The organism is Fontisphaera persica (assembly GCF_024832785.1).
Classification (GTDB): Bacteria; Verrucomicrobiota; Verrucomicrobiia; order Limisphaerales; family Fontisphaeraceae; genus Fontisphaera; species Fontisphaera persica.
The window spans coordinates 2,523,686-2,550,555 of the sequence record NZ_CP116615.1 but is presented as its reverse complement, the minus strand read 5'-3'; the positions used below and the strand labels follow the sequence as shown (position 1 = coordinate 2,550,555).

The window sequence follows — 26,870 nt, the reverse complement described above, 5'->3', positions numbered from 1 at the left end:
CAACCATGCGGTCCGGACGTGGGTTAAACTAATACACGTTGGCGCGTGATTAACCGCAACTGATGGGCATCTTTCCCGTCACGCTGCCATTTGTCAACCGCTTTAAGGCTAAAGCCAAAATCTGAACAAAGTTGGGCAAATGGTGTGCAATGGCGGTTGTCCGGGCTGGTGTTTGGAGGCATAATGCTGGCATGCCGGTGTCGGATGCTCTGAGACAAAAGCTGGCGCAGTTGCCGCACAAGCCGGGCGTGTACCTGATGAAGGACCGTTTCGGCACGGTGATTTATGTGGGGAAAGCGCGGGATTTGCGCAAGCGGGTCAGTTCCTATTTTCAGCCGTCGCGGCGGATGGCGTGGGATTTGAAGCTGCAGGCGCTGGTGGAGGCGATTCACGATGTGGATGTGCATGTGGTGCGGAGCGAGCCGGAGGCGCTGCTGCTGGAGGGGCGGTTAATCAAGGAGTTCAAGCCGCGATACAACATCAGTTTCCGGGATGATAAACGGTTTCCGATGATCAAGGTGAACCTGCAGGATCCGATACCGCGTTTTACGCTGACGCGGCTGCGCACAGACGATGGGGCGCGGTATTTTGGGCCGTTTCCGAGCGGGCGGGCGCTGCGGACGACCATGACGCTGGTGCGGCGGCAATTCAACCTGCGGGGGTGCCGCCCGCTGCAGCCGGGGCCGGCGGATTACAAACATTGCCTGTATGGGCATTTGAAGTTTTGCACGGCGCCGTGCATTGGGAATGTGACGCTGGAGCAATACCGGGCGCAGGTGTTGGCGGCGTGCGAGTTTCTGGCGGGCCAGTGCGACGAGCTGTCCGCGAAACTGGAGCAGGAGATGCGCGCGGCGGCGCAGAAGCTGGAGTTCGAGCGGGCCGCGGAGCTGCGGGATTTGTGGACGGCGCTGCAGGAGACGACGCGCAAGACGCGGACGTTCACGCGCACGCCGCACAATCTGCCGGTGGCGCTGAATCCGGAGGCGGATTTGGCGGATTTGGCGGCGGCGCTGGGGCTGGCGGAGCCGCCGCGGGTGATCGAGGGTTTTGACATTTCCAACATCAGCGGCACGCTGGCGGTGGCGTCGCTGGTGCGGTTTCGGGAGGGGCGTCCGGAGCGGGCGCAGTACCGGCGCTATCAAATCAAGGGGGTGACCGGACAGGACGATTTTGCGTGCATGGCGGAGGCGGTGCGGCGGCGGTACACGCGGCTGCTGCGGGAGGGGGGCGCGGGGGAGTTGCCGCAGTTGATTTTGATTGACGGGGGAAAGGGGCAGTTGAATGCGGCGGTGAAGGAGCTGCAGGCGCTGGGTTTGGGGCAGGTGCCGGTGATTGGTCTGGCGAAGGAGTTTGAGGAGATTTACCGGCTGGGGGAGGCGGCGCCGCTGCGGCTGTCGCATGACCGCGGGGCGCTCAAGCTGTTGCAGCGGGTGCGGGATGAGTCGCATCGGGTGGCCAACACGTATAATGCGCAGTTGCGGCTGCGGAAGATCTCGGAGAGCATTTTGGATGAATTTCCGGGCATTGGCGAGCAACGGAAGACGGCGCTGCTCAAGAAATTTGGTTCGGTGCAGCGGCTGCGGCGGGCGACGGTGGAGGAGATTGCGGAGGTGCCCGGTTTTGGGGGGAAAATGGCGGCGGAGCTGGCGGCTTTTCTGGCCGCGCGGGATCCGCGCGGGGGCAGCCCGGGGGGGTGAGTTTCAGGGCTTGCTGGTGATGCGTTTCCAGTCGCGTTTGTGCCGCTGGGCGTAGGCGGCGAAGGCCTTTTCATTCTGGATGAGGGCGGCGCGCACGACGCTGGAATCATCGGCATGGCCGAGGGTGGCCATGAAGTCGGGGATGATGTCCACTTTTTTGTGGGCGTACATGAGGGCAAAGAGGGCCTCGGCCACGGCCACATAGGGCAGCTCCTTGTCCGCGCCCTCGGCGAAGTCTTCCACGGCGTCCACCAGAAACTCCAGTTGAGTCACCAGGTGGGGGTACTTGGGCGCTTGAATTTGCGTGAATTCGATTTTCCACATGGGGAGCTGGCGCAGCACTTTTTCCATGATGACGGGTGTAATCAGCCGCGCCCCGTGGCTCACATAGTTGGCAATCTCTGGCATGGCGGCAGCGTAGCAAAAGCGATGGCCCCGGCCAAGTGGATTATGCGGGCCGCGTCGAAAAAAAGGCGGAATGGATTGCCGGCATGCCGGGGCGGAGGCGGGTGAACCGCCTGCTGATGCCGTGGCATGGGGGGAGGTGTTTGAAAAGGGGGGCATTGGTTTTTGGCTTGCCTCGGCGGAGAGGATTTTGAGAATCAACGCGCCATGAGATCGAAGGCCAAAATTATTTCGGACATTCATTTTCTGGGCGTGGTGGCCGTTATCCGCGCGGAGCAGCCGGAGCAAGTGGTTCCGTTGTGTGAGGCGCTGGTCAAAGGGGGGGTGAGCATTCTGGAAATCACCATGACCGTGCCGGACGCGGTGAATGTGATGAAAAACGTCATCAAGTCCCTGGGCCAGCATGCCATTGTGGGGATGGGGTCGGTGCTGGATGGGGCCATGGCGCGCGCGGCGTTGGACGCGGGGGCGGAGTTTGTGGTGTCGCCCATCACCAAGGTGGAGGTGGCGGCGGCGGCGCGGGGCGCGCAACGGGTCTGCATGTTGGGGGCGTACACGCCCACCGAGGCGCAACTGGCCCACACTTCGGGCGCGGATTTTGTGAAAATATTTCCGGCAGATAATCTTGGCCCTGTTTATCTCCGGGCGTTGCGGGCGCCGATGCCGCATTTGAAAATGGTGCCCACCGGCGGGGTCACTTTGCAAAATGCGGCCGAGTTCATCAAAGCCGGGGCGGCGGCGCTGGGCATTGGCTCGTCTTTGATTACCAAGGAAATCCTGCGCGACGCCAACTGGGCGGAATTAAGCCGGCTGGCAGGCGAGTATGCGCGGATTGTGCGCGAGGCCAAGGAGGGCCGCTAAGCGGGGGATTCAGGGTTTGCGCAATTCCACGCGGCGGACCATGAGCGCGGAGGCTTGGACCACCAGGCGGAAATCGGCGCCTTTGTTTTGTGAATTGAGCAGGCGGGCGTCGGTGAGCTGAAATTGGGCGGTCTTCCACGTTTGGGAGCCGGCCAGCTTCACAGTTTCTTTGGCGCGCGTGTAGGCGCCGCTGAAGGGGGCGTTGGGGTCGCTGCCGTCGTACTCCAGACCCAGCGCGCCCGGGGCGGCGTCAAAGTACTCCACCTCCACAGTGCCTTGGAACTTGCCGGGTTTTTTGAAGGATTCATCCACCACAAAATAGATGTAGGTGCCGCCCTTGGGGGTGATTTGGGCGGCGCGGCAGGGCAGACCGCCGGCGGTGGCGGGGGTGGTTTTGCCGTCATCATTTTCCACCCACTGCAAACCGCGTTCGGTGTTTTTTTCGGCCAGCAGCATGCTCACCGAGCGCGCCTTGTCATAGGCGCCCTTGGGCCACGGCGGCACATAGCCCTGCTTGAAGAGGCGCACGTACTTTTTAGTCAGGTTGATGTATTGCCGGCCGTACTCGCGGGATTCGCAGATGTCAGTGCCTTCATGGAACTCATTCCAGGTTTCGAGGGTGACGATATTGGATGGCCGGCGGAGGAATTTGAGCCATTGCTCCTCGTAGAACTTGCCGCCGCGGCGGTCCACGACCAGCGGCGTGCGTCCCGGCACGGCTGAATGGTCATAGCCGGGGCCAAGGGAGGCCACGCCGGGGTTGACCAGGCCCAGCGCGCCACCCCAGGCCACGGTATTGTCGGCTTTCACATTCCATGAGTTTTGGCGGACAAAGTAGGGGCGGCGTCCGCCGAAATCCTTGGGGAATTGTTCCATGAGATAATCCACGCAGGATTGGTCATGGGCTTTGGCGAAGGCGGCGGCGTAGAGCAGCACCAGCGGTTTGCCGTCAATCATGGCCCAGTGCCGCGGCGGCACCATGGAGAAGAAGTCGCGGATGGTGGCGTAGAACCAGCGGCGGCCGTAGTCGGTGGTTAAATCCACATGCACGCCCCATTGGTTGAATTGCAGGGTGCTGGTGTCATAGAAGAGGCCGAGGAGCGGCGGTTTTTTCCCGGCTTTGACCAGTTCATCACGCGCCTGGACCATGACCTTCAGCCCTTCGTAGCTCCAGTGCAGGCCGGCTTTGGGGTCCTGCTCGCTGGGGGCGCCCCAGAACACCGGCAGGGCCACGTCAATGCCGGCCTCCTGCATGTCGAGAAATTGCTTTTTGTGCCAGGCGATGGATTGGTACGAGAAATCCTCCAGCGTGGGCGGGTGGGTGGTGAGGGCGTCGGTGCCGTCGTGGTCAATGATGTGGCTTTTGGTGTAGATGTCGTACCAGTAGAAGTAGTACGTGGCCACGATTTTGTCCTTGGCGGTGAAACTGCGCGTGCCGGTGAAGTCCGCCTCCTTGAGGTTGAGGTAGGGGCCGAAGGCGGGCGGGATTTCACGCTGGGCGGCCGGCAGTGCCGGGGTCCATGTTGCCAGCATGGCGGCGAGCATCCAGAGCGGGTTGGTGTGGAATTGCATGGGGGAAGTATGCGCCCGGGGTTTGAGGACGGCAAGCGTGCGAATGCCATGGCGGGCCGGGGTCGAGGGCGCGTGGCGGTCCCGATTTAGGGCAGGGGTTGGAGGTGGACGATGGTGGCGCCGTGGCCGCCGAAGGCGGGGGTGGCGAGGGCGAAGCTTTGGACTTCGGGCAGGCGGGCAAGGAGGGCGTGGACGGTGCGGCAGAGGACGCCCTGGCCTTTGCCGTGGATGACGCGGACTTGGAGGATGCCGCGGGCGCGGCATTGGGCGAGGTATTCCTGGAGCACATCGGCGACGTCCTGGGGGCGGAAGGAGTGCAGGTCGAGGACGCCGTCAATGGGCCATTGGATGGGGGAGGAGTCCATGGGGGGCGCGGGTCGGGGTGGGGGCGAAGTTTAGCTGGAGGCAAAGAGGTCGAGCTGGGGATTGGGTTCGAGGGCCTGAAGTTTTTCGCGTTCGGCGCGCTGGCGGGCGGGCTGGCGGACGTTGCCCTCGGGGGTAAGCTCGGATTCTTCGAGGTTGCGCAGGATGACTTTGGCGCGGTCAATGACGGCCTTGGGGACGCCGGCGAGGCGGGCGACCTGGATGCCGTAGCTTTTGTCAGTGCCGCCTTCGACGATTTTGCGGAGGAAGAGGATTTTGTCGTGCCATTCGCGGACGGCGACGTTGAAGTTGGCGAGGCGGGGGAGGCGGGCGGCCAGTTCGGTGAGTTCGTGGTAATGGGTGGCAAAGAGGACTTTGGCGCCGACGACGTTGTGGAGGTGTTCGACGATGCTCCAGGCGAGGCTGAGGCCGTCGAAGGTGCTGGTGCCGCGTCCGATTTCGTCGAGGATGATGAGGCTGCGGCGGGTGGCGTTGTTGAGGATGTTGGCGGTTTCGCTCATTTCGACCATGAAGGTGGACTGGCCGCGGGCGAGGTCATCGCTGGCGCCGATGCGGGTGAAGATGCGGTCCACGAGGTCAATGCGGGCTTCGGTGGCGGGGATGAAGGAGCCGGTGTGGGCGAGGAGGACGAGGAGGGCGACCTGGCGGAGGTAGGTGCTTTTGCCGGCCATGTTGGGGCCGGTGATGAGGGCGATTTGGCGGGTGGTGCCGTCCAGGAAGACGTCATTGGGGACGAAGCGTTCTTCCACCAGGGTTTGTTCGAGCATGGGGTGGCGGCCGTCGCGGATGGAGAGGATGCCTTCGTCGCGGACGTCGGGGCGGCAGTATTGGAAGAGGCGGGCGTTTTCGGCGAAGGTGGCCAGCACGTCCAGTTGGGCGATGGCGGCGGCGGTTTGTTGGAGGGTGGGCAGATGGCGGAGGACTTCGCCGCGGACCTCCTGGAAAAGCTCGTATTCCAGGCGGGCGGCGCGTTCTTCGGCGCCGAGGATTTTGGCCTCCATTTGTTTGAGTTCGGGCGTGATGAAGCGCTCGCCGTTGGCGATGGTTTGTTTGCGCTGGTATTCAGGCGGCACCTTGTCAAGGTTGGCCTTGGTGATTTCGATGTAGTAGCCGAAGACGGAATTGAAGCGCACTTTGAGGGAGGCGATGCCGGTGCGCTCGATTTCGCGCTGTTGCAATTGGGCAATCCAGTCTTTGCCGCCGCGCATGGCGTTGCGCAATTCGTCGAGCTGGGGGTTGAAGCCGTCGCGGATGAGGCCGCCTTCTTTCAAGGCGAGGGGCGGGTCTTCCACCATGGCGCGGCCGATGAGGTCAGCGACGGCGGGCAGCTCGGTAATCTGGGCGGTCAGCTCCTCGAGGAGGGAGGGGGGCTGGTCCGGGGGCGGCGGCTCCGGGGGCAGGAGGGTGGGCTCGCTGGCGCGGGATTGGGCCTCAATAAGCTGGCGCAAAACCTCGCGCAGGGCGGGGAGGCGGAGGAGGGCGAGGCGCAGGGCGAGGAGGTCGCGGGCGTTGCCGGCGCCGGTGCTCAGGCGGCTGAGGGTGCGCTCGAGGTCGCGGATGTCTTCGAGCTGTTCGCGGAATTGTTCGAGGAGGGGCGGGTTTTGCACCCAGGCGGCGACGACGTCCTGGCGGCGGCGGATGGCGGTGGCATTGGCGAGGGGCTGGGAGAGCCAGTCGCGCAGTCTGCGGGCGCCCATGGGGGTGCGGGTGCGGTTGCAGGCGCCGTGGAGGGTGGCGGCTTTGGGGGCGTCGCGGTGCAAGGGTTCCAGGACTTCGAGGTGGCGGAGGGTGGTGGCGTCGAGAGTCAGGAACTCGCTGGTTTGGTAATAGGAAAGGGTGGTGAGGTGGGAGACGTCGCGCCGGAGGTGCTGGGTGAGGTAATGCAAGGCGCCGCCGGCGGCGCCCACGGCGGCGGGATGGCCGCGCAGGCCGAAACCATCGAGGGTGGCCACCTTGAAATGTTCGCGGACGGTGTGGACGGCGGTTTCCGGGGCGAAGACCCAGTCTTCGTAGCCGTTGAGGAAGCGGTGAAGGGGGCGGAGGAGGGTCTGGAGGGCGGCGGCTTCGGCGGGCACGATGATTTCAGCGGGGGCCAGGCGGTCGAGTTCGGCGGTGAGTTCGGTTTCCGAGGTTAATTCGGTGGCGCGGAAACTGGCGGTGGTGAGGTCCACGACGGCGACGCCGAAGCGGCCGTTGAGCGGATAGACGGAGGCAAGGAAATTGTTGCGCTCGGCCTGGAGGAGGCGTTCGTCGAAATGGGTGCCGGGGGAAAGGATTTGGGTGACTTCGCGTTTGACCAGATGGCCGGGGCGGGCGTCTTCCATCTGGTCGCAAATGGCGACTTTGTGGCCGGCGCGGAGGAGTTTGGCGATGTAACCGGAGGCGGCATGGTAGGGGATGCCGCACATGGGGACCTGCTGGCGGCGGGTGAGGGCCAGATGGCAGACTTCGGCGCCGGTTTTGGCGTCATCGAAGAACATTTCGTAGAAGTCGCCGAGGCGAAACAGCAACAGGGCATCCTTGGGCAGCTCGCTTTTGATGCGGCGATACTGCGCCATCATGGGAGTCAGTTGTGTTTCTGAAGCCATCGGGCCGGAAGTGTAGCCCGGCGGGCAAGGGGTAAAAGGAAATTTTGCGGGCGCAAATAAGGGCTTGCGGGGGGTGGGCCGGTGGGGCTAAATGAGGGGGTGACTTTGGGAATTTGCCAGGGCCCATGGAATGCGGACTTACAAACCCCGTGAGGGCCGGAAGGCAGCAGCGGTAGTATGCTCAGCATGCGCCGTGGTCACCCTGGCATTTCTTTTTAGATTAACTCGAGGCGGAGGCGGCAACGCCCCGCGGGGCGTCCGGTGATTTCATGGCATACCAGGTTTTAGCACGCAAATACCGCCCGCAGCGTTTCAGCGATGTGGTGGGGCAGGAGCATGTGACGCGCACGCTGGCGCAGGCAATCCAGCAAAACCGCATTGCGCATGCCTACATTTTTTGCGGGCCGCGGGGCACCGGCAAGACGACCATTGCGCGGATTTTTGCCAAGTGCCTGAACTGCACGGACGGGCCGAGGGTGGATTTTCGCGAGGACGACCCCCGGGTGGTGGAGATCACCGAGGGGCGCTCGATGGACGTGCTGGAGATTGACGGCGCGAGCAACAACAGCGTGGAGCAGGTGCGCGATTTGCGGGAGACGGTGAAATACGCGCCGGCGGCGTCGCGTTTCAAGATTTACATCATAGACGAGGTGCACATGCTTTCGACCTCGGCGTTCAACGCCTTGTTGAAGACGCTGGAGGAGCCGCCGCCGCATGTGAAGTTTTTCTTTGCGACGACGGACCCGGAGAAGGTGCTGCCCACCATTTTGTCGCGGTGCCAGCGGTTTGATTTGCGGCGCATACCGTCCCTGCTGATAGTGCAGCAACTGGCGCGCATTGCGAAGGCCGAGGGGGTGGAGGTGGAGGAGGCGGCTCTGCAGGCGATTGCGCGGGGTTGCGATGGGGGCATGCGTGACGCGGAGTCGGCGCTGGACCAGCTCATCAGCTTCTGCGGGGGGAAGATTGTGGAGGCGGACGTGCTTTCCATGTACGGCCTGGCCGCGCAGTCGCAATTGTTGTCCATGGCGGGGGCCGTGCTGGCCGGGGACGCGGTTCAGGCCATGCGCGAGCTGGACGCGGCGGCGCAGGCGGGCAAGGACCTGGCGCGGCTGGTGGGCGATTTGTTGCGGCATTTCCGCAATTTGTTGATTTATCAGGTGTCCCAGGGGGACCGCAGCCTGCTGGAGGTGTCTGAGGCGGAATGGGAAGCCATGAAGCCGCAGTTGGCGGGGGTGACGACGGACACGCTGACGCGCATCATGGAGGTGTTGAGCGAGTGCGAGCTGCAACTGCGGGAGGCGGCCTCGCGCAAGATACTCATCGAGCTGGCGTTGTGGAAGGCCTGTCAGGCGCGGCAGGCGGTGAGTTTGGAGGCGGTGTTGCAGCAGTTGCAGCGACTGCGCACGGAGGCGGCGGCGGGCGGGGCCAGTGAGGCGCCGGCCTCCGCAGCGGCCCCGCCTGCGGGTTCGTTGCGCGCGGCGGTGGAGGCGCAAACGGGCCGGGCCTCACGACCGGCGCCGGCGGCAGCACCGGCCAATCCGCCTTCGGGGGCGCCACCGCCGCAGGCGCGAGCCGCCAACGAGCCGGTGGCGGGGACGGCGTTGCAGGAGCTGTGGGGGCGGTTGCTGGCGGAGATGCGGGAGCAGCGCCCCATGTTGTATTCCTCGTTTGCGCTGGCGTTTCCCGTTTCCTTTGAGCGGGGGGATTTGGTCATTGGTTTTGCGCCCGATAACAAGGCCAATATGGTATTGGCCAGTGGGGATGCGCATCGGGCGTGGCTGGTGCAGCGGCTGGCGGCCCTGGGGTGGCCGGACGTGCGGCTGAAGTTCATCGAGGCGAGTCCGCCTGCGGCCCCGTTGCCGGCGGTGACGGCGTCCGCGCCAGCCGAGGCGGGTGCATCGGCGGCGGCCCCGGCGGCGGCGCCCAAGGGTGCGCCCAAGAATTTGAATGACTATAAGAATGATCCGGAAATTGCCCGGGCGCTGGAGCTGTTTCGGGGCATGTTGCGGCAGGTGGTCCATCCATCGGGGAATACTTGAGCATCAATCCTAAGCGAGATTTTTTTCAACCATGTCGAGCATTGGCAAACTCATGAAGCAGGCGGCGCGGATGCAGCAGCAGATCACCGCCATCCAACAGCAACTGGCCCAGCAGACCGTGGAGGCGACGAGTGGCGGGGGCGCGGTGAAGGCGGTGGCGACGTGCGACGGGCGGCTGAAGTCCATCCGGCTGGACCCGCAGACGCTGAATCCGGGCGATGCCGAGGTGCTGGAAGACCTGGTGCTGACGGCGGTGAATCAGGCTCTGGACCAGGCGCGGAAAATCAACGAAACGGAAATGCAGAAAGTGACCGCCGGCTTCAACCTGCCCGGCTTGACGTGAGGCGCCCGGGGTGGAAGGGGGGCGTGCGGATGAGACATTGGCATGGGCGCATTGCCTGAATCGCTGCAACGGCTGGTGGGGGCGTTGGGCCAGTTGCCCGGCATCGGGCCGCGTACGGCCGAGCGGCTGGCGTTGCATCTGGTGCAGCGGGAGCCGGAAGCGGTGAAGTTGCTGGCGGCGGCCCTGGTGGAAGCGCGCGAGAAGGTGCAGGCCTGCGCGCAATGCGGCGGCCTGACCGAAATCCAGCCATGCGCGCTGTGTGCGGACCCCCGGCGGGATGCCGCGCTGTTGTGCGTGGTGGAAACGCCGGTGGACATTTTGCGGCTGGAGAAGGCGGGGGCGTATCGCGGTTTGTATCATGTGTTGGGAGGGCGGCTCTCACCCACCACCGGCGTGGAGCCGGAGGATTTGCGGATTGCGGAGCTGGAGGCGCGGTTGGCGGAGGGCAGGGTGAAGGAAGTGGTGTTGGCCCTGGGCAGCGACGTGGAGAGCGACGCCACCTGTTATTATCTGGCCCGGCGGCTGGCGGGTCAGGGGGTGCCGGTCACGCGGCTGGCGCAGGGGCTGCCGGCGGGAGCGGGGCTGGAGTTTGCCGATGAAATCACGTTGTCCCGCGCGCTGGAGGGGCGCCGCCGAGTGGAGTAACGCAAGGGCATGAAACCGAAAATTGTGGTTTTTGATTTGGGGAATGTGCTGGTGGATTTTGATTACCGCGACTCCGCCCGGGCGCTGGCGGAGCACGCGAGCGCTTCCGCCGAGGAAATCTACCGGTTTCTGTTTGCGGATGGCTGGCTGGTTCAATATGAAATCAGCGCCATTTCCTCCGAATTGTTTTATACCGGCTTTTGCCGGGCCACCGGTTACCGCGGCACGCGTGAATATTTCGAGCACTGGCTGGGGCATATTTTCGTGCCCATCGCGCCGATGGTGGAGCTGTTGGAGGAGATTCGCGCCCGGGGTTATCCGACGTGGCTGTTCAGCAACACCAATGACATTGCGGCGCGGTGCGTATATGAGGATTTTGAGTTTTTCCGGAAGTTCACCGGCTACATTTATTCCTACGAAATCCGCAGCATGAAACCGCATCCGCCCATGTATGAGACGCTGGAGCAGCGCTCCGGCTGCCGGGGGGCGGAGATTCTTTATCTGGATGACCGGCCGGAGAATGTGGCGGCGGGCGTGGCCCGGGGGTGGCAGGGGATGGTGCATCATGACCCGGCCCAGACGGTGCCAGCGGTGTGGGCGATTCTGGAAAATTCCATTTCTGCCCGGACATGAGCGAGGCCGCCCCAGCGCCGACGGCAGAGCTGCCGCCCCTGACGCCCGGCACGTTGTACCTGGTGGCCACGCCGATTGGGAATCTGGAGGATATCACCCTGCGCGCGCTGCGGGTGTTGCGGGAATGCGATGTGGTGGCGGCGGAGGACACGCGGCATTCGGCGCGGTTGTTGCAACATTATGGCATTCGCAAGCCGCTCATCAGTTGCTTCAAGTTTAATGAGGCGCGGCGGAGCGAGGCCATTTTGGAGCGGCTGGCCCGGGGGGAGAAGGTGGCGCTCGTCACCGACGCCGGCAGTCCGGGCATCAGCGACCCGGGGGAGCGGGTGGTGCGGGCGGCGCGGGCGGCGGGTTATCGGGTGGAAGCCGTGCCCGGGCCGTGCGCGCTGGTGGCGGCATTGACGGTGAGCGGGCTGCCGACGGACGAGTTTCATTTTGTGGGCTTTTTGCCGCACAAAAGCGGGGCGCGGCGCAAGCGGCTGGAGGCGTTGGGCGGAGTGCCGGGCACGTTGGTGCTGTATGAATCGCCGTTTCGCATCCAGCGGCTGCTTGAGGAGCTGGCCGAGGTTTGCCCGGAGCGGGAGGTGGTGCTGGCGCGGGAATTGACCAAGAAGTTTGAAGAAGTGCTGCGCGGGCGGCCGGCGGAGCTGTTGGAGCGCGCCCGGCAGCGGCCGCTCAAGGGTGAATTTGTGGTGTTGGTCAGCGGCCCCGCACATCCGGCTTGTCCCTCTCCCGAGGATTCCGTAGCATGAGGCAGACTTCCCGCAGGGCTCGTGGGCCGATGGCGGGGGGACAGGCGACCTTATGCGCGTGACTCAAAGGCGTGGGTGCGGATGGCTGCTGGCCGCAGGCATGGGCTGGGTGGCGTGGCAGTTGCTGGCGGAGGCGCCGGCAACGCGGCTGGAGGCGGGGGCATGGCGGCAATTGGTTGCGTCCAATTATCTGGCGGAGGCTTATGCGGATTTGGCGGTGGCGCAGCACACCAATCTCACCTGCGAGGCGGACGCCGCCGGCGGTTGTGACGGGGTCATCAACGGGGGCTGGGGTTTTCACACGGGGGAGGATGCCACGCCCTGGTGGCAGGTGGATTTGCAGCAGATTCACACGCTGGGGCAGGTGGTGATTTGGAATCGCACCGAGGCGGCCGAACGGGCGCGGGAGCTGGAGGTGCACTTGTCGCTGGATGGCCAGCAATGGCGGCGGGTGTACGCGCACGACGGGCGGGTGTTCAAGGGCCACGCGGACCGCAAGCCGCTGGACATCAAACTCAATGGCGAGCGGGCGCGGTATGTGCGCGTGCAGTTGCCGGCGCGGGGGTTTTTGCATCTTGATGAAATTGAGGTGTTCACCAGCACGCATCCCCGGCAAAACGTGGCGCTGCGCCGGCCGGCCAAACAATCCAGCCTGTCGCGCTGGTCCCAGAACCATCTGGCGCCGCAGGAGCCGGACTGGCGGGCGATGACGGAGCGGGTGCACGCCTACTGCCGGCTGCGGCTGGGGGAACTGCGGCAGGAGGGGGTGGACACCCGGGCGCTGGAGGCGCGATTGCAACGGTTGCTGGCCGATTATGCCGCCGTGCCTGCGCGCGCCTACACGCGGGAGCATTACCTGGCGGCGCGGTGGGTGCAGCGGGAGATTGCGCTGGCGAATCCGCTGCTGGATTTTGACACGCTGGTGTTCAACAAGCGGGCGCCGGCTTCATTCAATCACATGTCGGACCAGTATTATGGGTGGTGGAGCAGGCCGGGGGGTGGCATTTATTTGTTGCGCCACTTCAAGAGCGAGTCGCCGGAGGAGGTGTGCCTGACCACGGCGTTCACGGCGCCGGGGAGTTTTCTGCGGCCCACCTTGTCTTACGACGGGCGCAAAATCTTGTTTGCGTGGTGCCGGCACTATCCGCATCTGCACAAGGAGACCAACAAGCTGGACAAGGCCAACATTCCCGAAGACGCCTTTTACCATCTCTTTGAGATGAACGTGGACGGCACGGGATTGCGGCAGTTGACCTTTGGCAAGTATGACGATTTCGACGGGCGGTATCTGCCGGATGGGCGGATTGTGTTTTTGTCCACGCGGCGCGGGCAGGCGTTGCAGGTGAACAAGGCCACGGCGCGGCAATCGGTGGAGCGGGGGGCGCAGCCGGATATTTACGTGCGCTGCGGCGGGGGGCCGGAGCGGCCGGTGGCGGTGTACACGTTGCACACGATGAAGGCGGACGGTTCGGACCTGACGGCCATTTCGCCGTTTGAGATGTTTGAATGGACGCCGGAGGTGGGGCACGATGGGGCGATTTTGTATTCGCGCTGGGATTATGTGGACCGCGACAACATGCCCTACATGGGTTTGTGGGCCATGAATCCGGATGGCACGAATCCGCGCGTGGTGTACGGCAACTACACGGTGGCGCCGCACTGCGCGTTTGAGGCGAAACCGGTGCCCAACAGCCGGAAGATTGTGTTTACGGCGTCGGGGCATCATTCGCAAACGATGGGCAGCCTGGTGCTCTTGGACCCCAGCGTGGGCACGGAGGGGGCCGCGCCCATCACGCGCCTGACGCCGGAGGTGCCAATGCCTGAGGTGGAGACGTGGCCCAAGACGTATTATGCCAGCCCGTGGCCGTTGTCGGAGCGGTTTTACCTGGTGGCGTGGAGCTATGAGGGCGTATCCGTGCCGGGGCCGGAAGGGTGGGAGCGCTGGCATGCGGTGCAGCGGCCGGACAACAGCATGTCGCTCTACCTTTATGACGCCATGGGCTGCCGCGAGCTGATTTATCGCGACCCGCGCATTTCCTCCCTGGAACCCATCCCGCTCAGGCCGCGGCCGACGCCGCCGGTGATTGCCGCGCAGGCACAATGGGAGGCGAGCCAGGAGGGACGGTTTTTGCTGACGGATGTTTACCGCGGTTTGCACACCGTGAAGCGCGGCGACATCAAGGCGTTGCGCATCGTGGCCATTCCGCCCAAGACCCATCCCACGATGGACTATCCGAATCTGGGGCTGACGAAGGATGACCCGGGGAAGTTGCTGTTGGGCACGGTGCCGGTGGAGGCGGATGGCTCGGCGTATTTCCGGGTGCCGGCGGGGGTGATTGTGTTTTTTCAGGCGCTGGATGAGCGGGGGCTGGCCGTGCAGACCATGCGCAGCGCGGCGCATGTGCAGCCGGGACAGACCCTGAGCTGCGCCGGCTGTCATGAGCATCGTTCTACTGCGCCGGCCAGCCGGCGGGCGTTGGCTGCGGCGCGCGAGCCGTCGCGCATTCAACCCGGCCCGGAGGGGACGTGGCCTTTGCGCTTTGATACGTTGATTCAACCGATGCTTAATCGCGATTGTGTGCGCTGCCATTCTCCCGCTGCTGACCAGCTTGCGGCGCGCAAAATCAATCTGACGGCGGAGGCCGCCTATGAGCAACTTACCCGTTACGGCAAACCGAGCCTTCTGAAACAGGTCAAGGACGCTTACGCCCGCGGTTATTCCATCGAAGGCGACGGCATTGCCCAGCGCAGTGTGCTGTTGCAATTTTTGCAAAAGCCGGACACGGCCTGCGGCAAGCCGCCGTTGACGCCGGCGGATTGGGAGCGGTGGGTGGTGTGGATGGATTTGTATGCGCAGCGCCGGGGGGCGTTTGATGAGCGCCAGGAAAAGGAACTGCGCCAGTACCGCCAACCATGGGCAGACCTTCTTCAGGAACCCTCTGCTGCCGCGGCGGGGCAGTTGTCCGCACGCTAAGTTTTATGCGACGCATGTTGATGGTTTGGCTCTGCTTGCTGGCAGCAGGGACGACCGGCTTGAAGTCACAAATTACCAGGGAGGACTACCAGCGGGCATTTCAATGGAGCAGGCTTTGTGAGGGCAAGGTGTTGAACGCGCGCCTCACTCCCCACTGGTTCGCGGGCGGGGAGCGCTTTTGGTATCGCAAAGAGCTGGCGGGCGGGGCGCGTGAATTCGTGGTGGTGGATGCGGTGCGGGGGGAGCGGCGGCCGGCGTTTGACCATGCCCGGTTGGCGGAAGCGTTGAGCCGGGCCTTGAAAAAGGAGGTGCCATCCCACCGCCTGCCCATGGACGCCTTGGAATGGGACGCTGCGGGGCAATGGGTGCAATTCCGCGCTGAAGGAAAATCCTGGAGGCTGGCCCTGGCCAGTTATGCACTTTCCGAAGTGCCCCGCGAGGCGGCCAAAACGGAAAATCTGGCCGCCTCGCGCAATGTGCGGCCCTCCCGGCGGACGGGGGAGGAGACCTCCATCCGGTTCATCAATCGGACCGGGCAGGAAGTGCGGCTGTTCTGGATTAATCCTGAGGGCCGCCCGCAGGCGTATGGGACCCTGGCGGCCGGCGCGGAGCGGGACCAGCACACTTTTGCCGGGCATGTGTGGCAGGTGACGGATGGTGACGGCAATACGGTGGCGGTGTTTGAGGCGGTGGAAGGCGGCGGGGAGGCGGTGATTGAGAAGCCCAATCGGGCGGCTCCCTCTCCGGCAGCGACGGAGCCGGCGCGGGCTGCGCGTTCGCGCGAGGGGTTGTCGCCCGACGGGCAGTGGCAGGCGTTTTACCGGGAAAACAATGTTTTTTTGCGGCGGGTTTCTGACCAGCAGGAATTTGCGCTGAGCACGGATGGGACAGCGGAGGACCGTTATGAGGGGCGGTTCTACTGGGCGCCGGACAGCCGGAAGCTGGTGGTCATGCGCGTGAAACAGGGGGACACGCGCAAGGTGTATTACGTGGAGTCTTCCCCCAAGGACCAGTTGCAGCCCAAGCTGCATTCGTATGATTACCTCAAGCCGGGGGACCGCGTGCCGCAGCCGATGCCGCAGCTTTTCGATGTGGCGCAGCGCCGCAAAATTGAAATTGTTCCGGCGCTGTTTGAGAATCCGTGGTCCAATCAGGACGTGCGGTGGGCGGCGGATTCGAGTCAATTCACCTTTGTGCACAATCGGCGGGGGCATCAAATCTTGCGGTTGATTGCGGTGAATGCCGCTACCGGGGAAGCCCGGGCGCTCATAGACGAGCGCAGCGCCACGTTCATTGATTACTCGGGCAAGTTTTTTTTGCACTACCTGGAGCGGAGCGGCGAGCTGATTTGGATGTCGGAGCGGGACGGGTGGAATCATCTTTATCTATATGATGCACGCACGGGGAAGGTGAAGCATCAGATGACGCGCGGCCCGTGGGTGGTGCGCGGGGTGGAGCGGGTGGACGAGGAGCGTCGGCAAATATGGTTTCGGGCGGGGGGCATTCATCCCGGCCAGGATCCTTATTATGTGCATTATGCGCGGGTGAATTTTGACGGCAGCCAGCTCACGCTATTGACCGAGGGCAACGGCACGCACACGGTGCAATTTTCGCCGGACCGCCGGTTTTTCATAGATACCTGGTCGCGGGTGGACGCTCCGCCGGTGCATGAGCTGCGGCGGGCGGAGGACGGGCGGCTGGTGTGTGTGCTGGAGACGGCGGATGCCTCGGCCATGAGCCAGTTGGGGTGGCGGCTGCCGGAGCCGTTTGTGGCCAAAGGCCGCGATGGACAGACCGATATTTACGGGGTGATTTGGCGGCCCACGCGGTTGGACCCCGGCAAAAAATATCCGGTGGTGGAGCGGATTTATGCCGGCCCGCAAGGCTCCTTCACTCCCAAAAACTTTCAGCCCTCGCATCAGGGGCAGGCTTATGCGGAGCTGGGGTTCATTGTGGTGCAAATGGACGGCATGGGGACGTCGCATCGTTCTAAGGCGTTTCATGATGTTTGCTGGAAAAACCTCGGCGACGCCGGTTTCCCGGACCGCATCTTGTGGATGAAGGCGGCGGCGCAAAAGTATCCTTATATGGATTTGAGCCGCGTGGGCATTTTTGGCGGCTCGGCGGGCGGGCAAAATGCGGCGCGGGCCTTGATTGCGCATCCTGATTTTTACAAGGTGGCGGTGGCGGATTGTGGCTGCCATGACAACCGCATGGATAAAATCTGGTGGAATGAGCAATGGATGGGCTGGCCGGTGGGGCCGCATTATGCGGAGCAAAGCAATGTGACCCAGGCGCACCGTTTGCAGGGCAAATTAATGCTGATTGTGGGGGAGATGGATGAAAATGTGGACCCGGCGTCCACCATGCAGGTGGTCAATGCCCTGATTAAAGCCGACAAAGACTTCGACTTGCTCGTCATCCCGGGCGTGGGTCACGGCGCGGCGGAGACGCCTTACGGCAACCGGCGGCGCATGGATTTTCTCGTGCGCCATCTGCATGGCATCGAGCCGCGCAATCTGTAAAGGGGGGCCGGCGCCTAAGGTTGAGCGCGCACCAGCCGCAGGGCAATGTCCGGCTCGTAGGCCGGCGTGGCCAGCGTGAGCAGTCCGCCTTCATGCCGCACGGGCTGTGCGGGCGTTTTCTGACCGGTTCGCGGGTACACCCATTGGACGGAATAAGTTCCGGCGGGCACATCCAGTTGCAGTTGGGCCTCCTTGCCGCCAAAGAGGTAAAGCGCATACTGCCGGCCCGGCTCGGCCAGCATTTGGACATGGGCCTTGTCCGGGAGGCCGCCCTTCACCAGCTCGCGCGCGGGCCGCATTTTGACGAAGTCAAAGGAATGAATGAACTGGCTGAGCGTGCGCATCTGGCGGCGAAAGTCGGGGTTGCCGCCGCCGGGTTGTTTGGCGTGGTAGGCGAAGGTGCCGTCCTCGAAGCCCACGGTGAACGAATAATCCAGATTGTTGTAGAGGCCGCCGCCCGCCAGGATGAAGGCCCAGCCTTCCATGCGGTAATGGGTGTCATTGGTGCCCTTGAAGCCGGTTTCGTTGTCGCCGATGATTTTGTTCAAATCGTAGTTCATCGCCACGGTGTCCGGCGGGAAGGCATAATGGAAGTTGAAGATGGAGATGGCCGGGTGCGGGTCGGTGACTTTGGCCTTGCCGTTGGCGATGTTCATGGAAATGAGATGGCGGACGCCCAATTCCTTTTCGGTGGCCACGATGACGTCAGCGATGTGTTTTTGCCAGGCCATGGTCACGCCGCCGAAGTAGGGTTCGTTGCAAATCTCGTAGTAGAGATTATCAAAGTCCTTCAATTCGGTGACAATTTTGCGGGTCATGGCCTCATGCACGGCCAGCAGGCCGCCATGTTTGTCGAGCGTGTACACATTGGTGCGGGGTACGGTGCCGAGGCCCTGGATATTGTTGATGGCGTTTTGCGGGCTAAGGCGCCATTGGGCTTCCTCATAAAACGGGCAGAAAAGGTTCATTTCCACCACGATGCCGTAGCGTGAGGCCGTGGCCAGGAAATCCTTGAGCCGCCGGAAATAGTCTTCATCCCAGCGGTGCAGGTCGAATTTAGTGCCGCCGTTGGCGTAGCCGGGAACGTCGCTGCGCGCCCAGGGGCAAATGAAACGGCCGGGGGCGGGGGCGAGGGTGTTGCGTTCGATGTTGAAGGCGCCCTGTGGCTCGACGTAAGCGCCGCTGAAAGTGCGGGTGTTATTGAGGCCGTCCTGCGCCAGGGTGTGCAGGTATTTCACGTAATTGAAATCCCGGTTCAAGACGGCGCCGTAGTGTTCCGCCGAGGTGATGAGCACGGTGGGTTGGCCGCGAAACAGGAAATAATGCGGGTTCTCCGGATGCAGGGACAGGGGCGCCAAGGCGGTGGCGGCCAGCAGATGGCCGGCAGATGCCGCGGACGCCAGGAAGGTGAGCATGGTTTTCATGCGGCGGTTATACGTCGGCGTGGCGGCGCTGGCCAAGAGAAATGCAGGGAATGTTTGAGATATGCAGGGGGTAAGACCGCTTTGAGAGGGGGCCGGCCAGGTGCATCGGAGCTTGCATGGCAGGGTCCCTGTTTCTACCTTGCCTGCATGAATGAACGTTTGCTGACGCTGGGGCACTCGCCGGACCCGGATGATGCCTTCATGTTTTACGCGCTGGCCAAGGAGCTGCTGCCCACGCCGGGTTTCCGTTTTCAACATATTTTGCAGGATATTCAGACCTTGAATGAGCGCGCCACCCGGGGCGAGCTGGACATCACGGCCATCAGCATCCATGCTTATGCGTATGTTTGCGACCAGTATGCGCTGCTGCCCAGCGGGGCGAGCATGGGCGATGGTTACGGCCCGATGCTGGTGGCCCGACAACATTTGAGCCGCGAGGAAATCGCTCGACGGCGCATTGCGGTGCCGGGGGTGATGACCAGCGCTTTTCTAGCGCTGCAACTGTGGCTTGAACGGCCGGCGCGGGAGTTCAACCATGTGGTGGTGCCCTTTGACCAGATTTTTGCGGCCGTGCGCCGTGGCGAGGCGGACGTGGGGCTGATCATCCATGAAGGCCAGCTTACCTATCAGAACGAGGGGCTGGTGGTGTGCGAGGATTTGGGAGCGTGGTGGGGCCGCCAGCAGGACGGCCTGCCCTTGCCGTTGGGCGGCAACGTCATTCACAAACGTTTTGCGCCGGCGGACCGGAAGCGCATCAGCGACTGGCTCACGGCCAGCATTCGCTACAGCCTGGAGCACCGGCCGGAGGCCGTGGAATACGCGCTGCAATTTGCCCGGGACATGGGCCGGGCTTTGGCGGATCGTTTTGTGGGCATGTATGTCAATCATTGGACGCTGGACTATGGCGAGCGCGGGCGGGAAAGCATCCGGCGTTTTTTGGGTCTGGCCTTTGAGCGGGGTCTGATTCCCCGCGCGCCGGAGCTGGAGTTTGTGACCTGAGCTGGCTGGCGGCGCTGATTTTTTTGCCGTTGCGCCAATATGGTTTGGACAAGCGCGGGGTATCGGGCTAAAATGGAGGGCGAAAAATTAGCCCAAAACATATGGAAACGACTCGCCGCGCATTTTTGCGTACTTCTGCCAAAGCGGTGACTGGCGCCGCGCTTGTGGCCGCCGTGGCCCGCCCCGGTTATGCTGCTGAAAACAACACGATTCAAGTGGCCTTGATTGGCTGCGGTGGCCGGGGTACCGGCGCTGCGGACAACGCCCTTTCCACCAAGAGCGGCCCCATCAAACTGGTGGCCATGGCGGATGTATTTGAGGGCAAGCTCAACCGCAGCTTTGAAAGCCTGAGCAACAAGTACGCGAACAGCGGCAAGTTTGACGTGCCGGAGGAGCGGAAGTTTCTGGGCTTTGACGCCGCCAAAAAGGCCATGGATTGTTTGCGGAAGGGGGACATTGCAATCTTTGCCACGCCGCCGGCCTTTCGCTGGCCCTATTTCCAATATGCGATCGAGAAGGGGCTTAATGTGTTCATGGAGAAGCCGGTTACCGTGGACGGCCCCACCACCCGCAAGATGCTGGAGCTGGCCGAGCGCTCCGAGAAGCTCAACCTGAAGGTGGGGGTGGGTTTGATGGTGCGGCATTGCAAGGGACGGCAGGAATTGCACAAGCGCATTGCGGACGGGCAGATTGGGGACATTGTCCTGATGCGCGCGTATCGCACCGGCGGCACGGCGGCGACGGTCGGGCGCAGGCCGGCGAACATGAATGAGACGTTGTATCAAATCCAGCGCTTCCATGCGTTCCTGTGGGCCAGCGGGGGCGTTTTCAGCGACTACAACATCCACCAGATTGACGAGTGCTCGTGGATGAAAAATGCGTGGCCGGTGCGGGCGCATGCGGTGGGGGGGCGCCATTACCGGGGGGATTCGCTGGACCAGAACTTTGACAGTTACTCCATCGAATATACCTATCCTGACGGCACCAAGCTGTGGTTCACGGGCCGGCACATGCCTGGGTGCCATAATGAATTTGCCAGCTATGTGCACGGGACCAAAGGCTCGGGCATTGTGAGCACCAATGCCCACACGCCAGGGCGGGTGCGGCTGTTCAAATCGCACAACATTTCCAGCGAGGACCTGATTTGGGCCTTTCCGCAGCCGGAGCCCAGCCCGTATCAGTTGGAGTGGGACGATTTGGTGGAGGCCATTCGCAAAGACCTGCCCTACAACGAAGCCAAGCGCGGCGCGATTGCCAGCCTGGTGACCTCGATGGGCCGCATGGCGGCGCATACCGGCCAGATTATTACCTATGAGGACATGCTCAACTGTGAGCATGAATTTGCGCCGGGCATTGACAAGGTCACCATGGATAGTCCGGCCCCGCTGCAACTGGGAGCGGACGGCCGTTATCCGGTGCCGCAACCGGGCAAGTTGGGCAAGCGCGAGTATTGAGCCATTGGCTTGCGGTTTAGGGCACTCGTCCGGGCGGCGCTTTTGGGGCGGCCCTGATTGAAAGCCCGGAAGGCGAAGGAAGCTCCGCCGGGCAATCGCATGGCATCAGGGTTGGGGGGTGCGCCAGTCGGAGGGTGAAAGTATCTTCCTCTGGCCCTGGCCGGCGAGCCCCGGGCCATTCCTCATTTTCGCCTTGGGCGGCCATGGGCTTGCGGGCACAATCCAGGCATGCGGTATTACCTGCTGGTCAACCCCGTCTCAGGCAACCGTTCCGCAATGGTCACCGCGGAGCGGGTCCAACGCCTTTTGCAGGAGGCGGGGCATGAGGCCCGGCTGGAAGCCACCACTGCCCGAGGGGATGCCGAAAGGCGGGCGCGCGCCGCGATGGCGGCCGGATGCGATGCGGTCATTGTCTCGGGTGGCGATGGGACCTTGCAGGAGGTGGCCGCGGCTCTGGCGGGGACGCCGGTGGCATTGGGTGTGTTGCCGCGCGGGCGGTGCAATGATTTTGCGCGGGCGGTGGGGGTGTCGCGGCATGCCCCGCCGGAGCGGCTGGCGGAAACCATATTGGCCGGAAAAACACGGGCGGTGGATTTGGGCATCGCCGGCTCGCGTGTGTTTTTGACGGTGGCGACCTTGGGTTTTGATTCCGAGGCCAGCCGTTTTGTGGAGACCCGGCAATTATGGTTGCGCGGGACGGCGGCCTACCTTTACGCCGTTTTGCGGGTGCTTGCGCATTTCCAGTTTCCAGTGGTGCGCCTGCGGGGCGAGTTTGGCGCGTATGAGGGGCGCATTTTGCTGGCGGCGACGGCCAATTCGCCCAGTTACGGGGGCGCGATGATGATTGCGCCGGGGGCGGTGCCGGATGACGGGCGATTTCACCTTACTTTGGTGGAGCAGGTCTCGCGGTGGACGGTGGTGCGGATGCTGCCGCGGGTGATGCGGGGCACGCATCTCACGCATCCGCGCGTGCGTGTGCTGACCAGCGCGTGGGTGGAATACGAGACGCCGCAGGCTCCCCTGTGGATTTGTGCGGATGGGGAGTCCCTGTGTCGGACGCCGTGCCGCTTCGAGGTGCGTGCGCGGTGCCTGCGGGTGCTCATTCCTTGAACCGCCCGGGCATCAGGCCAGATGCTGGATGATGTCGCGCAGGGGGGCCAGCGCCGGTTCAATAAGCGCCCTTGCCTTGAGTTGTTCGCGTTCGTGGGGCTGGGCGGCCAGCTCGAAGGCGCGGGCGAGCCAATCCTGGCTTTCCTCCCAATGCCCCAGACAGCAGGCCAGGCAGGAGAGCCCCAAGGCCATTCCCGGGTCTGGTTTCGCAGTGTCCTGCACCTGGCTCAGCAACTGATACGCTTCGGTGGTTCTGCCCAATTGGTGGAGGCTGTGTGCGAGGTACACCCAGCCGGCGCTATCCTCGGGCGCTGCCTGCGCGAGGCTTCGGGCGGCTTCGGCGCACTGACGCCAGCGCTGGTTTTCCCAGGCCACCCGGCAGAGCAAGCGCAAGACTTCCGGATGTTGACGATGGGCGGGGGCGAGGCGCTGAAGCTCGGCTTCGGCTTCGGAGACAAGCCCCAATTCGAGCCATCCATGGGCGGCAGAAAGATAATGCGAGTCGGGAAAGCCCAACGGTTTCATAAGCAAGCTGGCCAACCAGAAAATGTTTCTGTGTTTACCGTCGTTCGGGACGCGCGGACTGGTTGACCAATATACTTCAACATCGGCAGCCGGTCAAAAAACTGAAGGGCTTTCATCTCGTCACCAGCGCCGGGATGCATTACGCTCAAGCCGTGGACAGCGCAAAGCCTGCAACATGCATTCTGAATCAGCCGGTGACCTGTTTGTGGGGCGTCGGCGCTGAGCGCGCGGAATTGTTGGGCAAGCTGGGGATTCAAACCGTTGAAGACCTGCTCTTGCATCGTCCCCGCCGTTATGAAGACCGGCGGCAAACGGTGCCGATTGGGACGTTACAACCGGGACAAACGGCTCTGGTGCGGGGACGGGTTGTCGTGCATGGGGTGAAATATTACCAGCGCCGCAGCAAATCGGTGTATGAGCTGATTCTTGAGGACGGCTCCGGACGGCTGTACTGCCATTGGTGGAATCTGCCGTTCATGGAGAAATATTTTCGGGTGGGAGACGAGGTGATTGTGTTTGGCGCCGTGCGGCATTTGCGGCCGGCCACGATGGATCATCCCGAAACCGAAGTATTGGAGGCGGACGAGGAGGCGGGGGCGCATTTTGAGCGCATCACGCCGGTGTATCCCCTGACGGAGGGATTGACGCAACGGTGGTTGCGGGGACTGGTGTGGCGTACGTTGCGGCAGTTGGCGCATCAGATTTCTGAGACGCATCCGGAGCTGGTGCAAGCCGGTTATCTGCCGCGGGGCGAGGCGCTGAACCGGCTGCATTTTCCCGCGGAGATGGAGGAGGTGGAGCGGGCGCGGCGGCGGCTGGCGATGGAAGAGCTGCTGGAGCTGCAACTTCGGCTGCAAAGCCGGCGGCTGAAGTTGCAGGAGCGCGCCCGGCCGCTGCCATGCGGCGGGGATAACAACCGGCTAATCAAGCCATTTTTGGCGCGCCTGGCGTTCAAGCTTACGCAGGCTCAGACGCGTGTTTTGCGGGAAATCCGCCAGGACATGAGTGGGAAGTGTCCCATGCGGCGGTTGTTGCAGGGGGATGTGGGGACAGGGAAGACGGTAGTGGCGGCTTGTGCGGCGTTGATGGCGTTGGAAAGTGGTTATGATGCCGCGCTGATGGCGCCCACGACGCTGTTGGCGGAGCAGCATTATCAGACCTTCCGCCAGTGGCTGGCGCCGCTGGGGGTGCCGGTGGTTCTGCACATCTCCGGGCGGCCGGCGGAGGTGGCCGGGACGGCCTCGCCGCAGTTGGCGATTGGGACGCATGCGCTGTTGACAGAGGATTTCGCGCCGCCGCGGCTGGGATTGGTAATCATTGATGAACAGCACAAGTTTGGGGTGGCTCAACGGGAGGCGCTGGTGCGCAAGGGGCGCTATCCGCACTTGCTCATCATGACGGCCACGCCCATTCCACGGACGCTGGGGCTGACGTTGTATGGGGATTTGGATGTTTCGGTGCTGGATGAACGGCCGGTGGGGCGGGGGCACATCCGCACGTTTGTCCGCACGCCGGACAAGGCGCCCAAGGTGTGGGAATTTGTGCGGCAGCAGCTCGAGGCGGGCCGGCAGGCCTATGTGGTTTATCCGCGGCTGGAAGAGGGCGACAGCGAGAACGGCTTGAAGGCGCTGCTGGAGGAAGGGGAGCAGGTGCGGCGGCTGCTGCAGCCGTGGCGGGTGGGCGTGGCGCACGGGCGGATGCCGGCGGCGGAGCGGGAGCGGGTGATGGCGGATTTTCGGGCCAATCGCACGCAAGTGCTGCTGGCCACCAGCGTGATTGAGGTGGGGGTGGACGTGCCCAACGCGACGGTGATGGTGGTGGAGAACGCGGAGCGTTTTGGACTGGCGCAACTGCATCAACTTCGCGGGCGCATCGGGCGGGGCGCGCATGCGTCCTATTGCATATTGCTGGCAGGCACCAAAACTCCGGAGGCGCTGGAACGGCTGGAAACGCTGGTGAAGCATGAGGATGGCTTTGCAATTGCCGAGGAAGATTTGCGGTTGCGGGGGCCGGGGGAATTGACCGGCCAGGCGCAAAGCGGGCTGCCGGATTTTCGTTTTGCTGATTTGCGCCGTGATTTAAGCCTGGTGGAGGCCGCCCGGGAGCTGGCCCGCCGACAGTTGGGGGGCGGGGGAGCGTGAGCGAAGGGGCGGCGCGGCCGGCACGGCTCAACGGGGCGGGTGCTCGCCCAGCAGGCGAAGGAGGGCGGCAAACAGCGCGGGCTGGTCGTCGCAGTGCCGGGGGGGATGACCGGGCGTGACCAGGGCAAAGCCGGGGCCGTAGGCGCGGCCGTTGAGGACGCAGGCGTGAGTGCGGGCTTCCTCGAGCTGGCGCCGGGCTTTGGCGAGGGCATCGTCGGGCGTGCCCTCGAGTTCGTATTTCCATCCGACAATCAGGGCGCGGGGAAACCAGCCGGCCATGCGGGGAAGGAGCTTGGGGGTGGGGGTCAGTTCGGCCAGCAAAGGGGCGCCGCGGGATTCGATTTTCGCTCCGTGAATTTCCTGCAACTGGCCGGCGGCCAACTGGCGATAGATGCGGCCGAAGGTGAAGTCGCTCACGGCGGCGGCATGAAACACGGCCTGGATGCTGGGGCCGGCGAGGGCAGCGAGCTGGTCGTGCAGGCTTTGCGTGGTGGAGAATCGCCGGATGTTGCCGGTCCAGCCGGCGGGGGGCGCGGCGGTGGCCTGTTCGCTGAGGAGGAGGCACACTGCATGGCCCGCCTGCCGGAGGGCGGCGGCCAGCCGGCAGCCGAGGGCGCCGGTGGAAAAATTGGTGAGGCGGCGGACTTCATCGAGCGGCTCGTACGTGGGGCCGGCGGTGACCAGGCATTGCATGGCGGGAGGATGCGGGCCGGACGCTAGCCGCGGAAGTAGATGATGACGCCGTAATCCTCGACGAGTTTCTGGGAAGTGGGGTCAATATGGGAATAGGTCACCGGGTACAGGCCGAGGAGGTGTTTTTCCCCGATTTTTTGCAGGATGTCGGAGACGGTTTCGTCAAATTTGTCCTTGCCGAATTCCAGGCATTCCGAGCGGCGGACGGTTTTGATGCGCAGGACACGGTCACTTTCCTGGGCGGCGAATTCGAGCGGACGGGCGGCTTTTTTAATGAGCGCCTGGACGGGGGCCTTGGTGGTGGGCACCTTGAAATGCTTTTCTTCCTTGGCGGCGGCGGAGGTGGCGATGGGATTCAAGACGGCTTCCGGCGTGGCCGGGGCCGCTTCCTCCGGCGGACTGGGGATGACGATGAGCGTGCTGCAGGAGGGGCATTCGATTTCGCTGCCGGCGCCGGAGGCGTCCACTTCCAGCTCCTGTTCACAGGCGGGGCACTTGAAGGTGATGTCCATAGGTTGAGCGCAGTTATTTTTCAAAAACATTATACGCCCGGCGCGCGGTCTTGGCCAGCAGAAGATTGGCCGCAGGGTTGCTTGGAGGGGGCGAGGGACGCCGGGTTTTGGATTGCGCGATGTTGGGCGTTGGGCAAAATGCTGAGTCATAGCGAAATTGCCTATGAAAAAAGAATTAGCGGCGCGTTTCACGGTGAGTCTTCCCCCGCAGTTGTTGAAGCAGTTGGATGACTGGGTGCGGGCCAAGGGTTTTGACAATCGTTCGCAGGCGGTGGCGGACATGATTCGGGACCGGCTGGTGGATCAGATGCAGGAGTCGCCGGAGCGGGAGATCGCGGGCACGATCACGCTGGTCTATGATCATCACAAACCGCATTTGACGGAGGCCCTGACGGATTTCCAACACGATCATCATCATTCCATCATCTCCACCCTGCACGTGCATCTGGATCATCACAATTGTCTGGAGGTGCTGGTGGTGCGGGGCAAGGTGGCGGAAATCCAGCGCATCTCGGACCGGCTGCTGGCCATTAAAGGTTTGAAACATGGCAAACTGACGGTCACGACCACCGGCAAGGACATGCCGGCTTGAGG

The 26,870-nt window shown here is 63.4% G+C and carries 22 protein-coding genes and 1 other RNA gene; 15 read left to right on the top strand and 8 right to left on the bottom strand.

Going from position 1 to position 26,870, the window contains the following annotated elements; genetic code table 11:
- Nucleotides 1–191 precede the first annotated feature (191 nt).
- On the top strand, nucleotides 192–1,697 hold the full coding sequence (locus NXS98_RS09415; RefSeq protein ID WP_283844709.1) for an excinuclease ABC subunit UvrC: 1,506 nt from the start codon (nucleotides 192–194) through the stop codon (nucleotides 1,695–1,697).
- A 3-nt stretch (nucleotides 1,698–1,700) separates the two neighbouring features.
- On the opposite strand, the gene NXS98_RS09410 is transcribed toward NXS98_RS09415, so the two are convergent.
- The gene (locus tag NXS98_RS09410; RefSeq protein WP_283844708.1) at nucleotides 1,701–2,105 is read right to left on the bottom strand and encodes a YkvA family protein; all 405 of its coding nucleotides are present in this window, start codon (nucleotides 2,103–2,105) and stop codon (nucleotides 1,701–1,703) included.
- Between the two features lie 204 nt (nucleotides 2,106–2,309).
- On the opposite strand from NXS98_RS09410, the gene NXS98_RS09405 reads away from it, so the two are divergent.
- The gene (locus NXS98_RS09405; protein ID WP_283844707.1) at nucleotides 2,310–2,963 is read left to right on the top strand and encodes a bifunctional 4-hydroxy-2-oxoglutarate aldolase/2-dehydro-3-deoxy-phosphogluconate aldolase; all 654 of its coding nucleotides are present in this window, start codon (nucleotides 2,310–2,312) and stop codon (nucleotides 2,961–2,963) included.
- Between the two features lie 9 nt (nucleotides 2,964–2,972).
- On the opposite strand, the gene NXS98_RS09400 is transcribed toward NXS98_RS09405, so the two are convergent.
- The 3 genes from NXS98_RS09400 to mutS all read right to left on the bottom strand — a co-directional run bounded on the left by NXS98_RS09400 (nucleotide 2,973) and on the right by mutS (nucleotide 7,507).
- Complete coding sequence (locus tag NXS98_RS09400) at nucleotides 2,973–4,535, bottom strand: DUF5010 domain-containing protein (protein ID WP_283844706.1); 1,563 nt, start codon at nucleotides 4,533–4,535, stop codon at nucleotides 2,973–2,975.
- A gap of 86 nt (nucleotides 4,536–4,621) precedes the next feature.
- Nucleotides 4,622–4,900, bottom strand: coding sequence for a Smr/MutS family protein (locus NXS98_RS09395; RefSeq protein ID WP_283844705.1), 279 nt, complete (start codon nucleotides 4,898–4,900; stop codon nucleotides 4,622–4,624).
- Between the two features lie 30 nt (nucleotides 4,901–4,930).
- Nucleotides 4,931–7,507, bottom strand: a complete 2,577-nt coding sequence (gene mutS, locus NXS98_RS09390; RefSeq protein WP_283844704.1) for a DNA mismatch repair protein MutS — start codon at nucleotides 7,505–7,507, stop codon at nucleotides 4,931–4,933.
- Nucleotides 7,508–7,621: 114 nt separating this feature from the next.
- Between mutS and ffs the strand changes: the two genes are divergently transcribed.
- The 8 genes from ffs (at nucleotide 7,622) to NXS98_RS09350 (ending at nucleotide 17,418) form a co-directional block, all read left to right on the top strand.
- Nucleotides 7,622–7,718: signal recognition particle sRNA small type (gene ffs / locus NXS98_RS09385), an RNA gene on the top strand.
- A 58-nt stretch (nucleotides 7,719–7,776) separates the two neighbouring features.
- A complete protein-coding gene (dnaX, locus tag NXS98_RS09380) occupies nucleotides 7,777–9,546 on the top strand; it encodes a DNA polymerase III subunit gamma/tau (RefSeq protein WP_283844703.1) in 1,770 nt (589 codons plus the stop codon).
- A gap of 31 nt (nucleotides 9,547–9,577) precedes the next feature.
- Nucleotides 9,578–9,889 (top strand): YbaB/EbfC family nucleoid-associated protein, encoded by a 312-nt coding sequence (locus NXS98_RS09375; RefSeq protein WP_283844702.1) that lies wholly within the window; start codon nucleotides 9,578–9,580, stop codon nucleotides 9,887–9,889.
- Between the two features lie 42 nt (nucleotides 9,890–9,931).
- Entirely contained in the window at nucleotides 9,932–10,534 is a 603-nt protein-coding gene (gene recR, locus NXS98_RS09370) for a recombination mediator RecR (RefSeq protein ID WP_283844701.1), read from the top strand.
- Between the two features lie 9 nt (nucleotides 10,535–10,543).
- Nucleotides 10,544–11,167, top strand: a complete 624-nt coding sequence (locus NXS98_RS09365; protein WP_283844699.1) for an HAD family hydrolase — start codon at nucleotides 10,544–10,546, stop codon at nucleotides 11,165–11,167.
- Nucleotides 11,164–11,919 carry a 16S rRNA (cytidine(1402)-2'-O)-methyltransferase gene (rsmI, locus tag NXS98_RS09360; RefSeq protein WP_283844698.1) on the top strand — a complete coding sequence of 252 codons (756 nt, stop codon included), beginning with the start codon at nucleotides 11,164–11,166 and terminating at the stop codon, nucleotides 11,917–11,919. The genes NXS98_RS09365 and rsmI overlap by 4 nt, the downstream gene beginning before the upstream one ends.
- Before the next feature lie 52 nt (nucleotides 11,920–11,971).
- Nucleotides 11,972–14,893, top strand: a complete 2,922-nt coding sequence (locus NXS98_RS09355) for an HzsA-related protein (RefSeq protein ID WP_283844697.1) — start codon at nucleotides 11,972–11,974, stop codon at nucleotides 14,891–14,893.
- Between the two features lie 14 nt (nucleotides 14,894–14,907).
- Nucleotides 14,908–17,418, top strand: a complete 2,511-nt coding sequence (locus NXS98_RS09350; protein WP_283844696.1) for a DPP IV N-terminal domain-containing protein — start codon at nucleotides 14,908–14,910, stop codon at nucleotides 17,416–17,418.
- Nucleotides 17,419–17,432: 14 nt separating this feature from the next.
- Here the strand turns inward: NXS98_RS09350 and NXS98_RS09345 are convergent, their stop codons facing one another.
- Nucleotides 17,433–18,842, bottom strand: coding sequence for a hypothetical protein (locus NXS98_RS09345; protein ID WP_283844695.1), 1,410 nt, complete (start codon nucleotides 18,840–18,842; stop codon nucleotides 17,433–17,435).
- A 147-nt stretch (nucleotides 18,843–18,989) separates the two neighbouring features.
- Between NXS98_RS09345 and NXS98_RS09340 the strand changes: the two genes are divergently transcribed.
- The 3 genes from NXS98_RS09340 (at nucleotide 18,990) to NXS98_RS09330 (ending at nucleotide 22,405) form a co-directional block, all read left to right on the top strand.
- Nucleotides 18,990–19,841, top strand: a complete 852-nt coding sequence (locus tag NXS98_RS09340) for an MqnA/MqnD/SBP family protein (RefSeq protein WP_283844694.1) — start codon at nucleotides 18,990–18,992, stop codon at nucleotides 19,839–19,841.
- Between the two features lie 101 nt (nucleotides 19,842–19,942).
- Nucleotides 19,943–21,295, top strand: a complete 1,353-nt coding sequence (locus NXS98_RS09335; protein WP_283844693.1) for a Gfo/Idh/MocA family protein — start codon at nucleotides 19,943–19,945, stop codon at nucleotides 21,293–21,295.
- Between the two features lie 228 nt (nucleotides 21,296–21,523).
- Nucleotides 21,524–22,405, top strand: coding sequence for a diacylglycerol/lipid kinase family protein (locus NXS98_RS09330; protein ID WP_283844692.1), 882 nt, complete (start codon nucleotides 21,524–21,526; stop codon nucleotides 22,403–22,405).
- Nucleotides 22,406–22,417: 12 nt separating this feature from the next.
- Here NXS98_RS09330 and NXS98_RS09325 read toward each other — a convergent pair whose 3' ends face one another.
- Nucleotides 22,418–22,930 (bottom strand): tetratricopeptide repeat protein, encoded by a 513-nt coding sequence (locus tag NXS98_RS09325; RefSeq protein WP_283844691.1) that lies wholly within the window; start codon nucleotides 22,928–22,930, stop codon nucleotides 22,418–22,420.
- Between the two features lie 134 nt (nucleotides 22,931–23,064).
- On the opposite strand from NXS98_RS09325, the gene recG reads away from it, so the two are divergent.
- Nucleotides 23,065–25,071, top strand: coding sequence for an ATP-dependent DNA helicase RecG (recG, locus tag NXS98_RS09320; RefSeq protein WP_283848152.1), 2,007 nt, complete (start codon nucleotides 23,065–23,067; stop codon nucleotides 25,069–25,071).
- 27 nt (nucleotides 25,072–25,098) lie between these two features.
- On the opposite strand, the gene NXS98_RS09315 is transcribed toward recG, so the two are convergent.
- Complete coding sequence (locus NXS98_RS09315; RefSeq protein WP_283844689.1) at nucleotides 25,099–25,764, bottom strand: phosphopantothenoylcysteine decarboxylase domain-containing protein; 666 nt, start codon at nucleotides 25,762–25,764, stop codon at nucleotides 25,099–25,101.
- A gap of 23 nt (nucleotides 25,765–25,787) precedes the next feature.
- Nucleotides 25,788–26,276, bottom strand: coding sequence for a TFIIB-type zinc ribbon-containing protein (locus NXS98_RS09310; RefSeq protein WP_283844688.1), 489 nt, complete (start codon nucleotides 26,274–26,276; stop codon nucleotides 25,788–25,790).
- A gap of 163 nt (nucleotides 26,277–26,439) precedes the next feature.
- Between NXS98_RS09310 and nikR the strand changes: the two genes are divergently transcribed.
- Nucleotides 26,440–26,868 carry a nickel-responsive transcriptional regulator NikR gene (nikR, locus tag NXS98_RS09305; RefSeq protein WP_283844687.1) on the top strand — a complete coding sequence of 143 codons (429 nt, stop codon included), beginning with the start codon at nucleotides 26,440–26,442 and terminating at the stop codon, nucleotides 26,866–26,868.
- Nucleotides 26,869–26,870 lie beyond the last annotated feature (2 nt).

Excerpts from the sequence above, each read along its gene's own strand:
- NXS98_RS09415 (WP_283844709.1), top strand. The coding sequence starts at position 192 with ATGCCGGTGTCGGATGCTCTGAGACAAAAGCTGGCGCAGTTGCCGCAC.
- NXS98_RS09410 (WP_283844708.1), bottom strand. The coding sequence starts at position 2,105 with ATGCCAGAGATTGCCAACTATGTGAGCCACGGGGCGCGGCTGATTACA.
- NXS98_RS09405 (WP_283844707.1), top strand. The coding sequence starts at position 2,310 with ATGAGATCGAAGGCCAAAATTATTTCGGACATTCATTTTCTGGGCGTG.
- NXS98_RS09400 (WP_283844706.1), bottom strand. The coding sequence starts at position 4,535 with ATGCAATTCCACACCAACCCGCTCTGGATGCTCGCCGCCATGCTGGCA.
- NXS98_RS09395 (WP_283844705.1), bottom strand. The coding sequence starts at position 4,900 with ATGGACTCCTCCCCCATCCAATGGCCCATTGACGGCGTCCTCGACCTG.
- mutS (WP_283844704.1), bottom strand. The coding sequence starts at position 7,507 with ATGGCTTCAGAAACACAACTGACTCCCATGATGGCGCAGTATCGCCGC.
- dnaX (WP_283844703.1), top strand. The coding sequence starts at position 7,777 with ATGGCATACCAGGTTTTAGCACGCAAATACCGCCCGCAGCGTTTCAGC.
- NXS98_RS09375 (WP_283844702.1), top strand. The coding sequence starts at position 9,578 with ATGTCGAGCATTGGCAAACTCATGAAGCAGGCGGCGCGGATGCAGCAG.
- recR (WP_283844701.1), top strand. The coding sequence starts at position 9,932 with ATGGGCGCATTGCCTGAATCGCTGCAACGGCTGGTGGGGGCGTTGGGC.
- NXS98_RS09365 (WP_283844699.1), top strand. The coding sequence starts at position 10,544 with ATGAAACCGAAAATTGTGGTTTTTGATTTGGGGAATGTGCTGGTGGAT.
- rsmI (WP_283844698.1), top strand. The coding sequence starts at position 11,164 with ATGAGCGAGGCCGCCCCAGCGCCGACGGCAGAGCTGCCGCCCCTGACG.
- NXS98_RS09355 (WP_283844697.1), top strand. The coding sequence starts at position 11,972 with ATGCGCGTGACTCAAAGGCGTGGGTGCGGATGGCTGCTGGCCGCAGGC.
- NXS98_RS09350 (WP_283844696.1), top strand. The coding sequence starts at position 14,908 with ATGTTGATGGTTTGGCTCTGCTTGCTGGCAGCAGGGACGACCGGCTTG.
- NXS98_RS09345 (WP_283844695.1), bottom strand. The coding sequence starts at position 18,842 with ATGAAAACCATGCTCACCTTCCTGGCGTCCGCGGCATCTGCCGGCCAT.
- NXS98_RS09340 (WP_283844694.1), top strand. The coding sequence starts at position 18,990 with ATGAATGAACGTTTGCTGACGCTGGGGCACTCGCCGGACCCGGATGAT.
- NXS98_RS09335 (WP_283844693.1), top strand. The coding sequence starts at position 19,943 with ATGGAAACGACTCGCCGCGCATTTTTGCGTACTTCTGCCAAAGCGGTG.
- NXS98_RS09330 (WP_283844692.1), top strand. The coding sequence starts at position 21,524 with ATGCGGTATTACCTGCTGGTCAACCCCGTCTCAGGCAACCGTTCCGCA.
- NXS98_RS09325 (WP_283844691.1), bottom strand. The coding sequence starts at position 22,930 with ATGAAACCGTTGGGCTTTCCCGACTCGCATTATCTTTCTGCCGCCCAT.
- recG (WP_283848152.1), top strand. The coding sequence starts at position 23,065 with ATGCATTACGCTCAAGCCGTGGACAGCGCAAAGCCTGCAACATGCATT.
- NXS98_RS09315 (WP_283844689.1), bottom strand. The coding sequence starts at position 25,764 with ATGCAATGCCTGGTCACCGCCGGCCCCACGTACGAGCCGCTCGATGAA.
- NXS98_RS09310 (WP_283844688.1), bottom strand. The coding sequence starts at position 26,276 with ATGGACATCACCTTCAAGTGCCCCGCCTGTGAACAGGAGCTGGAAGTG.
- nikR (WP_283844687.1), top strand. The coding sequence starts at position 26,440 with ATGAAAAAAGAATTAGCGGCGCGTTTCACGGTGAGTCTTCCCCCGCAG.